We start from the raw sequence: 13,608 nt of genomic DNA, 5'->3' as shown, positions 1-13,608 counted from the left end.
ATAAAACAGTTGAAAATTTATCGGTTTTGGTGCATAATATATCAAAATTGATATTATACTCCGAAAAAGAGAGAAATAAGAAAGAGGTTTGCAAAATGAAATGTGCGATTATTCTTGCCGGCGGTAAGGGAACAAGAATGAAAACAGACTCGCCAAAGGTTATGTGCGAGGTTATATTTGAACCTATGATTAAATATGTTGTTGACGCCGTAAAGAAAGCGGGTGCCGAAGATGTCTGCGTTATCACAGGATACAGACACGACATTGTAGAAGGCTGGCTTGCAAATTACGACAGCAATATCAAAACAGCACTTCAGGAACCGCAACTCGGCACGGGACACGCTGTTATGCAGGCAAGAGAATTTATCTCTGCCCACAAAGACGATGATATTTTAATCCTCAACGGTGACGGCCCGCTTATGGATGCCGAAACAATGAACAAGGCATACGAATATCACAAAGAAAACGGCAACGCAATCACCCTCATTTCTGCAATTGTTGAGGACACAAACGGTATAGGCCACATCAAGCGTGACGAAAACGGTGTGCTGGAGCGTATCATTGAGCACAAGGACGCAAATGAGGAGCAGAAAAAAATCAACGAATCCAACGCGGGAACATATTGGTTTAAGGGCAGTGAACTCCTCTATGCACTTGACAATATTACAAACGAAAACGCACAAAACGAATACTATCTTACAGACAGCCTTGAAATTCTCATCAAAAAAGGCGAAAATGCAGGTGCATACATCTGCGAAAACAACGAAACCGTTTTGGGTGCAAACGACAGAAAACAGCTCAACATTCTCAACAACATTATGAGAAGAAACATCAACGACAATCATATGACAAACGGTGTTGACATTCCTTGCACAGACGGTGTTATGATAGGCAAAGATGTAAAAATCGGTGCGTCAACGAGAATTTTGCCAAACACAATCATCATCGGCAACACCGTAATCGGCGACAACTGCGTTATCGGTCCGAACACTTGGATTGACAATTCAAATATCGGAAGCGATGTTGTTCTTGACAACTGCAAAGTTACCGATTCTACCGTTGAGGACGGCGTTGACTGCGGTCCGTTTGTTAAGGTAAGAGCAAACAGCGTACTCAAAAAGGGCGTGCACATCGGCAACTTTGTTGAAGTTAAAAACTCTGTTGTCGGCGAGGGCACAAAGAGTGCTCACCTCACCTACATCGGCGACAGCGATGTGGGAAGCAATGTAAACTTCGGCTGCGGCACGGTAACCTGCAACTATGACGGCAAGGTTAAATCAAGATGCGAAATAGGTAACGGTGCATTCATCGGCTGCAACACAAACCTTATCGCTCCTGTTAAGGTGGGCGAAATGGCATACATTGCGGCAGGCTCAACAATCACCGACAACATCCCTGACGAAGCACTTTCTATCGCAAGGGCAAAACAGGTGAACAAAGAGGGCTGGGTTGCCGAAAAGAAACCGTACAAAAACCAAAAATAATATTTAAAATCCGTAGAGGCGGATATTAACCGCCCGACTAAAACAAAACCAAAGGCAAAATTTGTGATGAAAGAGAAAAGAAGTAAAAGATTATTAGCCGTTTTGCTTGTTTTCACAATAATAATCTGCGCCGTAACGGGTTGCACGGCGAATGTAAAAGATGAAGAAGAATCCACAAGCGAAACAACAACGACAACAACCACCAAACCTACCACAACGGAAGATTTGGAAACAACATTTAAAGAAAGCGACACGATGAAGGTCTATCCGGGGCTTTCAAAAGACAGCGATGGCGACTATCCGTATGAGCTTGGTACATACACCTCTTACTACCGTTCAAGCGATGAAACAAGAACAGCAAACTTAAAAGCCGCTGTAAGCAAGCTGAACAATATCAAAATCCCGGACGACGCCGTATTTTCGTTTAACCAAACAGTCGGCAAGAGAACCGTAACCGCAGGATACGAAACCGCAAAGGTTATCAACGGCGGCGAATTTGTAGACGGGCTCGGCGGCGGTGTTTGCCAAGTAAGCTCCACATTGTTTGAGTGCGTGCTCCGTGCAAATGTTGAAATTGTGTACAGAACAAACCATTCGCTTGAAATCGGATATGTTCCGCTCGGCGGCGATGCCACGGTGCAATGGAACAGCAAGGATTTTAAGTTTAAAAACACACTCGGTTGTGATGTGAGAATAAAAATGACCTGTGAGGGCGGAAAACTCACTTGCAAGCTTTACGGCAAAAAAGATGTTAAACCCGACAATGTAAAGATTAACATCAAAAAGGACGGCGGACAGTATGTGCTGACAAGAACGGTTGACGGCAAGCAAAACTACCGCACCGTAAGCAAGTACAACAAGCCGAAGCCAACCACCACGGCGAAAAAACAAACAACCAAAAAATCCGACAAATCAACCAAAACCACAAAAAAGAAGAAATCATAATCTATGAAACAAAAAAGCAATATGCTCTCGGGCAATGTGCTCAAAAGCATAATTCCGTTTGCACTGCCGATAATGTTAAGCTCACTTTTGCAATACAACTACTCGCTTGTTGACAACATCATTGTAGGCAGATATGTATCCACCGACGCTTTGGCGGCTGTGGGCAATGTAGGTTCAATCAGTTCGTTTGTTGTTGGTGCATCGCTCGGACTTACAAGCGGCTTTACCATTCCGATAGCACAGGCGTTCGGTGCAAACGACAGAAAAAAACTGAATTTATACACCGCATCAAGCGTTAAGGTTTCGCTCATTGCGGGAATTTGCACAATAATTTTCGGCGAAATTTTGAGTTATCCTCTGCTTCGTGCAATCGGCACACCGAACGAAATAATCAAAATGTCGGCATCATACATCAATGTGCTGTACTTCGGCGTTCCGTTTCAAATGCTTTCAAGCAACTTTACGGCAATATCAAGAGCGGTCGGCGAAAGCAGAAAACCGCTGTACTTTCACATTGTCAGCGTAATAGTCAATTTTTTCCTTGATTTGCTGTTTGTTAAGCATTTTGCTTGGGGAGTTGAGGGTGCGGCAGGTGCAACGCTTATATCGCAAGCACTTGCAATGATACTCACGGGAGCGTATATATTCAAATTTAATCAAAACATATCGGTTACAAAATCCGATTTTAAGCCGAACATCAAAGTTGCCTGGGAACAGATTAAACTCGGCATACCCGTATCGCTTCAATTTACAATTACATCAATCGGTTCTATGTGCCTGCAAGGTGCTGTAAACGGTTTCGGTGCAAATGTTATTGCGGGATTTACCGCCGCAGGCAAGGTTGAAAACCTTACAAACATTCCGATGAGCGGTTTGGGTGTGGCTACGCAAACCTTTGTTGGGCAAAACTACGGTGCAAAAAATTACGACAGAATCATAAAAAGCATACACAAGATATTTGTGCTTGACCTCGTGGTTTCGGTTGTAATGAGCATAACGCTGTACGCAATCGGCGAACCGCTTGTGAGCCTGTTTTCAACAGAAGTGAACAACGAAATGATGTTTGCCGCAAATAGATACATACTTGCAACCGCACAATGCTACAGCCTTGTTGCAATACTTTTTGTACTGCGTAACTCATTGCAGGGGCTCGGCTACACATATGCAAATATGATTGCCGGTGCCGGCGAGCTTGTGGGCAGAATAGCCATTGCCTTTATTTTTACAAAGATTATCGGCTTTTCGGCTGTTTGCTATGCCGCTCCTGCCGCTTGGCTTTTGGCGGATATTCCGCTTGCAATTATTTATATTAACAAACAGAAAAAATTTAAACGCCTTGCCAAACAACAAAGTGCTGTCGGCAAAACGCAATAAAAACAAAAGTCCTTACGGCTGAATACCGTAAGGACTTTTTTAACTGTAGATAAAGTTTTGAGCCACACCAAAACAATTTTGACAATGATTTGTGTGGTTTGCTTCAACCTATGCACTTCTGCAAAAGCACCCACCAAACCGATAGATAAGAACGGCTTGTTCTTAATTTTTTACTTAATCTTTACGGCTTTGACCTTTGACCATTTTGTAAATTTGCCTGTTGATTTGTTTTTTACACGAACACGAACATAAACCTTTTTCTTGGATTTTAATCCGTTGATTGTAAACGAGCCGTAGCGTTCGGCAACATTATGCGTCTTTTTGTTCTTAAACTTTTTGTTGTATGAATATTGAAGCTGATAGCTCTTGATGTTCGCCTGTGAATTCCAGCTGATTTTAACAGCCTTTTTCTTTGGAGAAGTAACCTTGATTGTCGGCGGATTGGGAGCAGTAATTTTTATGCCTGTAAGGCTTGGCACTGCTGTGCCGTCAACCACAACATCGCTGTTGCTGTTGTTTGCCGGGGTATTACTTGTATCAACAACATAATCACGGAATTCCTGCACCCAATAATATCTGCCGTTAACATAACAGCAAGCAATGCCGATTGCACCGAAATCGCCGTTGAGCATATTTCTTCTGTGGCCCTGACCGTTATAGTCCTCGTTATCCTCTTTCCAGAGTCCGAAAATAAATTCTTCGCTCAAAGCAATGCCTTCTGTATATGCAATGTTTTCACCGCAGGTGCCGTAGCCTGAAAGTGCAGTTTCCGGTCCTTTGCCATTTGGACGGGTGTGCTCGTACAATCTGCTGATTTCAGCCGCACGAATCATAGCCGATCTTTCCAAATCATAATCGTATACAAGTGCTTTTACTGCCGGATATTTCACCTTTTTTGTGTTTGATTCATCCCAGCACCACGAGCCTGCTGTTCTGAACTGATTAATACGATTTAACATCTTGCGTGCTTCGGTTTGTTCGTACTTAACATTTATTGCATCTTTGGCATACGCCGTTGCGGAAATTCCGCCGAACATACCGATTGCCAAAACCAATGATAATAAAACTGATAAAAATCTTTTCATATAAAAACCTCCTTTTTTATATAATAACATATTATTAATATAAAATCCACTGTATTACAAAAAATGTAAAATGCCGTAAGTTTAATACTTACGGCATTCTAAAACCCCTCCGTCAACACTTCGTGTTGCCACCTCCCCTTATAAATAAGAGGAGGCATAATAGGTTAAACTATTTTATTCATAAATCTCACGCTTGAGTGAGCCGATGTACGGAATGTTGCGGTATTCCTGGTCGTAATCAAGACCGTAGCCGACAACGAATTCGTCAGGCACATCACAGCCGACATAATCCGGGTGAATATCAACAACTCTGCGTTCAGGCTTATCAAGAAGCGTCACGATTGAAATACTGTTTGCCCCTCTTGCCGAAAGGAGTCTTCTTACATATTCAAGGGTTCTGCCCGAGTCGAGAATATCCTCAACAAGAAGAACATCGTAGCCTGCAAGGTCAATATCAATATCCTTGATAATCTTTACCGCACCCGATGAACGAGTACCGCCGCCGTAACTTGATACGGCAAGGAAGTCGAGTTTAAGCGGCAAATCGATATATCTTGTAAGGTCTGCCAAAAAGTAAATCGAGCCTTTAAGAATACCTACCACAAGGAGGTTTTTGCCCTCAAAATCCTTTGTTATCTGTGCTCCGAGGCGAGCGTTGATTGCCTCAAGTTCTTCCTTGGTAACAAGCACCTTTTCTATATTATTGTCAAGATTAGCCATAGTAATCTCCTTTTATCAGTTATTTTACGGGAGGATAATATCCTCCCCTACGACAAGATAATTTTATCTTTCCTCACGGAAGTACGAAAGTCCCAAAGCTGCAGGACCCTGGTCCTCCTTCTTCTTTCTTACGCTGACAAGAATAAGAACAAAGATTGTAACAAGATAAGGAATCATCTTGAAAAGTTCCTGTGTGCGGAGTGCACTCGGAACATATAGATAAACAATGTAAAGTCCGCCGAAAACGATTGAGCCGAGAATACTCATATTCGGCTTCCACACAGCAAAGATAACAAGTGCGATTGCAAGCCAGCCTCTGTCGCCGAAGCCGTCGTTTGACCATACGCCGTTTGCATAGTCCATAACATAGTAAAGACCGCCAAGACCTGCGATAATTGAGCCGATACCCGTTGCGATGTACTTTGTTTTTTCAACATTAATGCCTGCCGCATCTGCGGTTGCCGGGTTTTCGCCTACTGCACGAAGATGCAAGCCTACTCTTGTCTTGTTGAGCACATATGCACAAACAAGAGCAATGATGATTGCAAGATAAGCCAAAAATCCGTAGCTCAAAAACAGCTTGCCGAACCATCCCGTTGTTTCCGCAACAGGGAGAGTTTTGCTGAAATAAGCGGAAGTTGTTGAAAGAGCAACAGACGGAACATCCGCACCGGTAAGTTTGATGAGCGAACCGCCGAAGAAGTTGCCGAAGCCCGTACCGAAAGTTGTGAGTGCAAGACCCGTAACATTTTGGTTAGCCTTGAGGGTTACGGTGAGGAACGAATAAATCATACCTGCGATGAGCGAACCCAAAATACAGGAAATAAGCGGAATAAAAATTGCAAGGAAGCCGTTGGCGTCTGCCTTATCGGTGAGTGAATTTTCGTAGAAAAACGCACCGATAACGCCGCTCATACCGCCGATGTACATAATGCCCGGAATACCAAGGTTGAGGTTGCCCGATTTTTCTGTAATAATTTCACCCGTTGAGCCGAACAAAAGCGGAATACCCTGCATAATGGCTCTGTGAAGAAAAGTAATCAAAGTTGCAAACATATTACTTTACCTCCTTTTTTGATGAAGTGCGGAACTGCAATTTGTAGTTGATGAAGAACTCACTGCCGATAATAAAGAACAAAATTATACCGGTGATGATTTCCGAAAAGCTCTGATTAAGACCGAAAATCATTGAGATTTGGTCTGCACCTGCTTCGAGGAATACCAAAAGAAGCGAGGTCAAAATCATATAAATAGGATTGAACTTTGCAAGCCACGATACCATAATTGCGGTGAAGCCTCTGCCGTCGGCAGTTGTGGTTGAGATTGTGTGGTCCGTGCCGCCTACAAGGAGAAGTCCTGCGATACCGCACACAGCACCCGAGAGTGCCATAGTTCTCAAAATAACCTTTTTAACATTGATACCGATATATCTTGCGGTGTTTTCCGATTCGCCGACTACCGAAATTTCGTAGCCGTGCTTTGAATATTTGAGATAGATATACATTGCAACGGTGATTGCAAGTACAATCAAGATGTTGAGGAGATAGGTTTTATCCCCGATTACAGGCAGCCAGCCTGCCTCTGTTTCACGGTTGATGATACCGATTTTGCCTGCACCCTTTGGATTTTCCCAAAGCATACAGAAATACGAAACAAGTTGAATCGCAACATAGTTCATCATAAGTGTGAACAAGGTTTCGTTTGTATTAAAGCTTGCCTTGAACACAGCCGGAATAAGTGCCCAAAGAGCACCTGCAACAACTGAAGCAACAATCATAATAATGATGAGAAGTGCATTTGGCACTTTGTTGCCGAGGAGCACCATACAAGCTGTTGTTGCAAGACCGCCGATAAGCACCTGACCTTCGCCACCGATGTTCCAAAATCGCATCTTAAAAGCAGGAGTAAGTGCAAGCGAAACGCAGAGGAGCATTGCAAGGTTTTGGAGAAGTTTCCACACCTTTCGGCTTGAACCGAAAGCACCCTCAAACATTGTGGCATACACGCTGATTGGGTTTTCGCCCGTGAGGAGCATTGTGATAATGCCCGAAAAAACGAGTGCAAGGAGTATTGCAATAATTCTGATTGCCCAGGATTTTGCCTTTGAAACTCCGTCCCTTTTAACTACATGAAAAAGAGGTTCACGCACGGAATTGTTATTCTTTGCCATCTGTGTTTACCTCCCTTTCAACGCTTTTGGTCATCAAAAGACCGATTTCTTCCTTAGTAGCGGTTTTGCCGTCTACCACTCCGGTAATGACGCCGGAATTAATTACCATAATTCTGTCGCACAACTCAATGAGAACATCCAAATCCTCACCAACAAAAATAACGGCTGTGCCCTTTTCTTTTTGTTCCGACAAAAGTCCGTAAATTGTGTATGATGAGTTGATGTCAAGACCTCTTACGGGATAAGCAACCATAAGCACCTTTGGTCCGAGTGCGATTTCTCTGCCGACAAGAACCTTTTGAACATTACCGCCCGAAAGCCGTCTTACGGGAGTTGAAGCACTCGGAGTGACAACCTCGAGTTTTTCGATAATGTCATCTGCCAAATGCTTTGGCTCTTTTCTGCTGAGGAATGCGGTTTTGCCGCCCTTGTACGAACGGAGCATCATATTGTCAACAATGTCCATATTGCCGACAAGTCCCATACCGAGTCTGTCCTCCGGAACAAACGAAAGAGCAATGCCGAGTTTTCTGATTTCCCTCGGTGATTTGCCTACAAGCTGTTGCGGACCTAAATCGTCAGGCTTGTACAAAATGCTCGACTTCTTTGTTGTTTGCTGAAGTCCTGCGATTGATTCAAGAAGTTCTTTTTGACCGCAGCCGCTGATACCGGCAATGCCGAGGATTTCGCCGCCGTAAGCCTTAAAGTTTACATCGTCAAGTGCCTTTGTGCCGTCACGCTTAATAACGGTGAGGTGCTCAACATCAAGTCGCTCTTTTACATTCTTTGGTTCTTCTCTTATGATATTAAGGTCTATTTTTTCACCCATCATAGCTTCCGTAAGCGACTGTTCGGTTGCATCCTTGGTAAGCACGGTGTCTACATGCTCGCCCTTGCGGAGAATTGCAACTCTGTCCGAGATTTCCAAAACCTCATGAAGCTTGTGAGTGATTATGATAATTGATTTACCGTCCTTACGCATATTGCGAAGAACATCAAATAATTTTTCCGTTTCCTGTGGGGTAAGTACAGCGGTCGGCTCGTCAAGAATAAGAATATCCGCACCTCTGTAAAGTACCTTGATGATTTCAACAGTCTGCTTTTCGGACACAGACATATTGTAGATTTTTTTGTCTAAATCAATGTTAAAGCCGTACTTGTCCGTGATAGCCTTAACACGCTTTTTAGCCTCTTTGATATTATATTTTTTGCCGTCCTCTACACCGAGAACTATATTTTCGGTAGCGGTAAAAACATCAACAAGTTTGAAATGCTGATGAATCATACCTATTTTATACTTAAATGCGTCTTTAGGAGATTTGATGATAACCTCTTCTCCGTCAACAAAAATCTGACCTTCATCGGGAAAGTAAATGCCGGACACCATATTCATAAGTGTGGTTTTGCCCGAGCCGTTTTCGCCGAGGATAGCCAAAATTTCTCCGTGGTGCACCTGCAACGACACATCGTGATTTGCCACAACCTTGCCGAATTTTTTGGTGACGCCCTTTAATTCCAAAGCTAATTTGTTTTCCATTGCGACCTCTTAAATCATCATAAAAGAATAAATTTTGTCATTTTTATACTTCTGTATAAAACAACTATACCGTGACGAGGGTAATCCCTCGCCACGGAGTGCAGTTTATTAAAGCGTTACTTAGAAAGCAACATCAAGCAATTCGATACCGTCGATTTGAATATCGAAGTATGGAGCTGCACGGTATTCAGATTCGTGGAAGTAACCGTCTTTAACAGCTTCTGTATCAGGAGTGTATTTTGCGTCTGTGTCAACATCAGCCATATAGCTTGTGAGGTGACCGTCAGCGTCTACCTTTGCGTTTTGGTTCTTATCCTTTGTTACTGTAACAGTGAATGTTGAAGTATCAAATACATGGATTGTGCCGTCTTCAAGACCCTTCTTTGCCTTTTCAACTGCTTCTGCTGTGCCGTCGGCTGTTGCCTTTGCACCGAAGTCTGTAAGGCATACTGAATTGTCGGAAAGTGTGCCAACCCAGTCAGCTTCGATTTCCTTACCCTCTTGAACTGCCTTGATGCAGTGCTCATAGTAAGGAGCCCAGTTGATTCTTGAAGATACGATGAATGTGTTAGGGCAAGCTGATTCTGTTGAACCGTTGTATGAAACGTTTGGAACGCCTGCTTTTTCACAAGCTGTAGGAGCACCCATTGAGTCAGCGTGCTGTGAAATAACTACGCAACCGTCGTTGATAAGCTTTTGAGCAGCTTCCTTCTCGGCTGTTTCGTCATACCATGAACCTGTGAATGTAACCTTCATTGTTACAGATGGGCAAACGCTCTTTGCACCAAGATAGAATGAAGTGTAACCTGAGATAACTTCAGCGTAAGTATATGCACCTACATAACCCATCTTAGCCTGGTCAGCAGTAATCTTTTTGTCTGCGATCATTTGGTTGAGCTTTTCACCTGCTGCAACACCTGCAAGGTATCTGCCCTCATAGATAGCAGAAAAAGCGTTGTGGTAATTTGGAAGGTTCTCTGTGTGAGCCTTTGTACCTGTTGCGTGAAGGAACTGTACATCTGTGAATTCCTTAGCAGCCTGAATAATGTAGTCCTCGTGACCGAAGCTGTCTGCAAGGATAAGGTTGCAGCCTTCGTCAACAAGTTCAGCAGCTGCTTCATATGCAGCCTGTCCTTCTTCGATGTTGTTCTTTTGAACAAGCTCTACTCCGCAAGCTTCGGCAGCTTCCTTTGCAGCTGTGATGAAGTTCTTGTCGTAAGTTGAGTTTTCATCATGAAGAGTAATCAAACCGAACTTAACTGTCTTTGCGTCTGTTGATGATGGTTCTTTGCTGTCGTCATTGCTCTTTGAAGCAGAGCAGCCTGCAAATGCAGCTACAACTACCATCAAAGCGGCAAGGAGAACAGCCAAAACTTTTTTAGTGAGTTTCATTTCGTTTTCCTCCGTTGAATAAAAATGATTTATATTACAGGCACAGTTGCCATATAACCAAATGAAAAAATTGTTAAACCCCTCAGTCAAACCTACGGTTTGCCAGCTCCCCTTGGATCAAGTGGAGCCTTATAAGGTTTAATCTCTAAATACGATTTCGCCCTTGTCAGCGTCCATAGATTCAATAATTGCAAGCGATTCAACACGAATACCCTCTGCACGAAGCTTGTCACCGCCGTGCTGATAGCCTTTTTCAATAACCGTGCCGCAGCCGACAAGCTCTGCGCCGCTCTCTTCTACAAGGCTGATAAGACCTTTGAGTGCATTGCCGATGGCAAGAAAGTCATCAACTATAAGCACTTTGTCACCCGGGTTAAGGAACTTTTTGCTGACCATAATATTGTAGGTTGTGCCGTGAGTAAACGACTCAACCGGTGCGGTGTAAACATCGCCGGCAATATTTTTGGTTTTGTTCTTTTTTGCAAATACTAAAGGGCATCCGAATTCCTGCGCTACCATAGCACCGATTGCAATACCCGATGCTTCGATAGTGAGAATTTTGTTGACGCCCTCATCTTTATATAATCTGTGAAATTCTTTGCCCACTTCTGCCAAGAAGCCGCAATCTATCTGGTGGTTGAGAAAACAGTCTACTTTTAGGATATTACCGGCATAAACCTGACCCTCTTCAAGAATTTTCTTCTTTAACAAATCCATAAGTTATATCCACCTATCCTCTAAAATACACATATATTTTATATTATAAAGGAACAAAATTCAACAGTTTTTTTACTTTGATACACTTTTTTAACTATTTTATCTATCCGTCACAAAGAACAGGCAAATATCCGCCTCCGCTTCGTGCAATTTGTCAACTTGAATTAGGTTTGATATATGGTGTATTATATAATCAGAAACAAATTATAAAACAAAACGGAATGCCGAGAGCGACATTCACAGCGTGTCGAAAAAGTATTTTCGACACGCTGTAGGCTGTTGAGAAAGGTTCTGAATTTCGTTTTCTTGCGAAGGAAGATGTACGATGGTACCTCGACTGAGCAAAAAACGAAAAACGCCAAAAGTGGTGCAAACTCGATGTTTGCGGCACTTTTACAATCCCTCCGAGTGCGATAAATCGCACCCACCTCCCTTTACACAAAGGAGGCATTAAGCGGTTAGTTTATTTTATTGGCGTAGTTCAGGAGCTTTATCGACAGTCTGAGAATGTCGAAAAGGACATTCACGCAACACGGAGATAAACATATAATTATGGTAAAATTAATTGCACTTGATTTGGACGGCACGCTCACTTCTGCCGACCATATGACCGTTACACAAAAAACAAGGGACGCCTTGAAGCGTGCCCACGACGCCGGAGCAAAAATTTCCATTGCCACGGGCAGAACCGTTGCGATTATCGGCGACATCTGTCAGCAAGTTCCCGAAATCGACTATGTGATTTACTCAAACGGAGCGGGCGTTCTTGACCGACGCAACCAAAAAATCATATATTCCAAATTTATGCCGTGGGAACTTGTTGCACCGATTTACGACACACTCAACACCATGCCGACTTTTTTTGAAGTTTATGTTGACGGCGTAAGCTACTATCAGCTCGACAAGGCAAAGTTTTATCCAAAGGGCACATTGCCGCAGGAGTTTGTTGACGAATTGCTCGGAAAAATGAGCGGCGTTGAGAATTTGAGAGCCGTGCTTGAGGGCAACAGGATCGAAAAATTCACCGCATATTTTGACGACAGAACAGATTACGACAAAGCTTGGAATTATTTAAGCGGTTTTAAGGAACTGTATCTTGCGTCCTCGCTTCCGATAAGTATGGAATTTACAATGGCAAATGTTAACAAAGGCACAGCGATTGAGGGAATGTGCAAGGTGCTCGGCATCACAAATGCGGAATGTATGGCGTTCGGTGACGCAGGCAACGACATTGAAATGCTTGAATTTTGCAAATACGGAGTTGCAATGGGCAACGCAACAGACGAATGCAAACGCCACGCAAGATTTGTGACAAAAGCAAACACCGAGGACGGCATCGCCTACGCTGTTGAGCAGATTATGGAAGTGTAAATTTTAAACATTTTGAATATCCTTTTCGTTTTTTCTAAAACTAATAAAAAACGGAAAGGATTTTTTTATGCACAGTATCAAGGGAACAAAGACCGAAGCAAATTTGATTGCCGCTTTCAACGGCGAAACACAGGCGAACACAAAATATACGCTGTTTGCGACAAAGGCAAGAAATGACGGCTACAACGAGATTGCAAACATTTTTGAGCAGACTGCAAAAAACGAACTTGCCCACGCAAGACTGTGGTACAAGTATCTCCACAGCGATGAAATGCCCGACACACAAACAAATTTGACCGAAGCGGTAGACGGCGAAAATTTTGAATGGGTGAATATGTATCCCGAATTTTCAAAAACGGCGGCAGAAGAGGGTTTTACGGAAATCGCAAGGCTTTTTGACCTTGTGGCAAAGGTGGAGTCGCAACACGAAAGCAAGTTCCGTCAGCTTTTGACAGATGTGAAAAATCAAAAGGTATTTACCAAAGATGGCGAGGCGATTTGGATTTGTATGAACTGCGGTCATATCGTTGTAGGCAAGTCCGCACCCGAGGTTTGTCCGCTCTGCAAAGTGCCGAAAGCCTATTTTAAAGAATATAAAAATTCGTAAAAATAAAATTAATGCTTGACAAATGTAACTATCTTGGTTATAATAAGTCTTGCAATTGCGGATTTAGCTCATCCGGTAGAGCGTCACCTTGCCAAGGTGAAGGTAGCGAGTTCGAGTCTCGTAATCCGCTCCAAAAATAAGACTCCACTTTTAAGTGGAGTTTTTTATTTTACTCGTAGGGGTCAAGCTTGCTTGACCCGTTTTTT

12 protein-coding genes and 1 tRNA gene are annotated in these 13,608 nt (G+C 43.1%); 6 read left to right on the top strand and 7 right to left on the bottom strand.

Features of this window, described 5'->3' with window-relative positions:
• Positions 1-95 precede the first annotated feature (95 nt).
• The 3 genes from glmU to Q0E08_RS01080 all read left to right on the top strand — a co-directional run bounded on the left by glmU (position 96) and on the right by Q0E08_RS01080 (position 3,803).
• Positions 96-1,484 carry a bifunctional UDP-N-acetylglucosamine diphosphorylase/glucosamine-1-phosphate N-acetyltransferase GlmU gene (glmU, locus tag Q0E08_RS01090; protein ID WP_294775226.1) on the top strand — a complete coding sequence of 463 codons (1,389 nt, stop codon included), beginning with the start codon at positions 96-98 and terminating at the stop codon, positions 1,482-1,484.
• 66 nt (positions 1,485-1,550) lie between these two features.
• Complete coding sequence (locus tag Q0E08_RS01085) at positions 1,551-2,429, top strand: VanW family protein (protein ID WP_294775222.1); 879 nt, start codon at positions 1,551-1,553, stop codon at positions 2,427-2,429.
• 3 nt (positions 2,430-2,432) lie between these two features.
• Positions 2,433-3,803 (top strand): MATE family efflux transporter, encoded by a 1,371-nt coding sequence (locus tag Q0E08_RS01080; RefSeq protein WP_294775218.1) that lies wholly within the window; start codon positions 2,433-2,435, stop codon positions 3,801-3,803.
• A gap of 170 nt (positions 3,804-3,973) precedes the next feature.
• On the opposite strand, the gene Q0E08_RS01075 is transcribed toward Q0E08_RS01080, so the two are convergent.
• The 7 genes from Q0E08_RS01075 to Q0E08_RS01045 all read right to left on the bottom strand — a co-directional run bounded on the left by Q0E08_RS01075 (position 3,974) and on the right by Q0E08_RS01045 (position 11,424).
• Entirely contained in the window at positions 3,974-4,888 is a 915-nt protein-coding gene (locus tag Q0E08_RS01075) for a CAP domain-containing protein (protein ID WP_294775215.1), read from the bottom strand.
• Between the two features lie 174 nt (positions 4,889-5,062).
• Entirely contained in the window at positions 5,063-5,608 is a 546-nt protein-coding gene (gene hpt, locus Q0E08_RS01070; protein WP_294775213.1) for a hypoxanthine phosphoribosyltransferase, read from the bottom strand.
• 63 nt (positions 5,609-5,671) lie between these two features.
• Positions 5,672-6,664: an ABC transporter permease gene (locus Q0E08_RS01065; RefSeq protein ID WP_294775211.1), complete on the bottom strand. Its 993-nt coding sequence runs from the start codon at positions 6,662-6,664 to the stop codon at positions 5,672-5,674.
• Between the two features lies 1 nt (position 6,665).
• Positions 6,666-7,778: an ABC transporter permease gene (locus Q0E08_RS01060; protein WP_294775209.1), complete on the bottom strand. Its 1,113-nt coding sequence runs from the start codon at positions 7,776-7,778 to the stop codon at positions 6,666-6,668.
• Positions 7,765-9,315: an ABC transporter ATP-binding protein gene (locus Q0E08_RS01055; protein ID WP_294775207.1), complete on the bottom strand. Its 1,551-nt coding sequence runs from the start codon at positions 9,313-9,315 to the stop codon at positions 7,765-7,767. The genes Q0E08_RS01060 and Q0E08_RS01055 overlap by 14 nt, the downstream gene beginning before the upstream one ends.
• Positions 9,316-9,435: 120 nt before the next feature.
• The gene (locus Q0E08_RS01050; RefSeq protein WP_294775205.1) at positions 9,436-10,707 is read right to left on the bottom strand and encodes a BMP family ABC transporter substrate-binding protein; all 1,272 of its coding nucleotides are present in this window, start codon (positions 10,705-10,707) and stop codon (positions 9,436-9,438) included.
• 138 nt (positions 10,708-10,845) lie between these two features.
• Positions 10,846-11,424 (bottom strand): xanthine phosphoribosyltransferase, encoded by a 579-nt coding sequence (locus Q0E08_RS01045; protein ID WP_294775202.1) that lies wholly within the window; start codon positions 11,422-11,424, stop codon positions 10,846-10,848.
• 552 nt (positions 11,425-11,976) lie between these two features.
• Here Q0E08_RS01045 and Q0E08_RS01040 point away from each other — a divergent pair.
• From Q0E08_RS01040 to Q0E08_RS01030, 3 genes are all read left to right on the top strand, one after another.
• Positions 11,977-12,795: a Cof-type HAD-IIB family hydrolase gene (locus Q0E08_RS01040; protein ID WP_294775201.1), complete on the top strand. Its 819-nt coding sequence runs from the start codon at positions 11,977-11,979 to the stop codon at positions 12,793-12,795.
• 67 nt (positions 12,796-12,862) lie between these two features.
• The gene (gene rbr / locus Q0E08_RS01035) at positions 12,863-13,402 is read left to right on the top strand and encodes a rubrerythrin (protein WP_294775199.1); all 540 of its coding nucleotides are present in this window, start codon (positions 12,863-12,865) and stop codon (positions 13,400-13,402) included.
• Between the two features lie 57 nt (positions 13,403-13,459).
• Positions 13,460-13,535 (top strand) — tRNA-Gly (locus Q0E08_RS01030).
• Positions 13,536-13,608: the final 73 nt, after the last annotated feature.

The sequence above is a fragment of the uncultured Eubacterium sp. genome, from assembly GCF_934561735.1.
Taxonomy (GTDB): Bacteria; Bacillota; Clostridia; order Oscillospirales; family Acutalibacteraceae; genus Eubacterium_R.
Note: the sequence above shows the minus strand (reverse complement) of the source record. Positions and strands in the feature narration are given on the sequence as shown.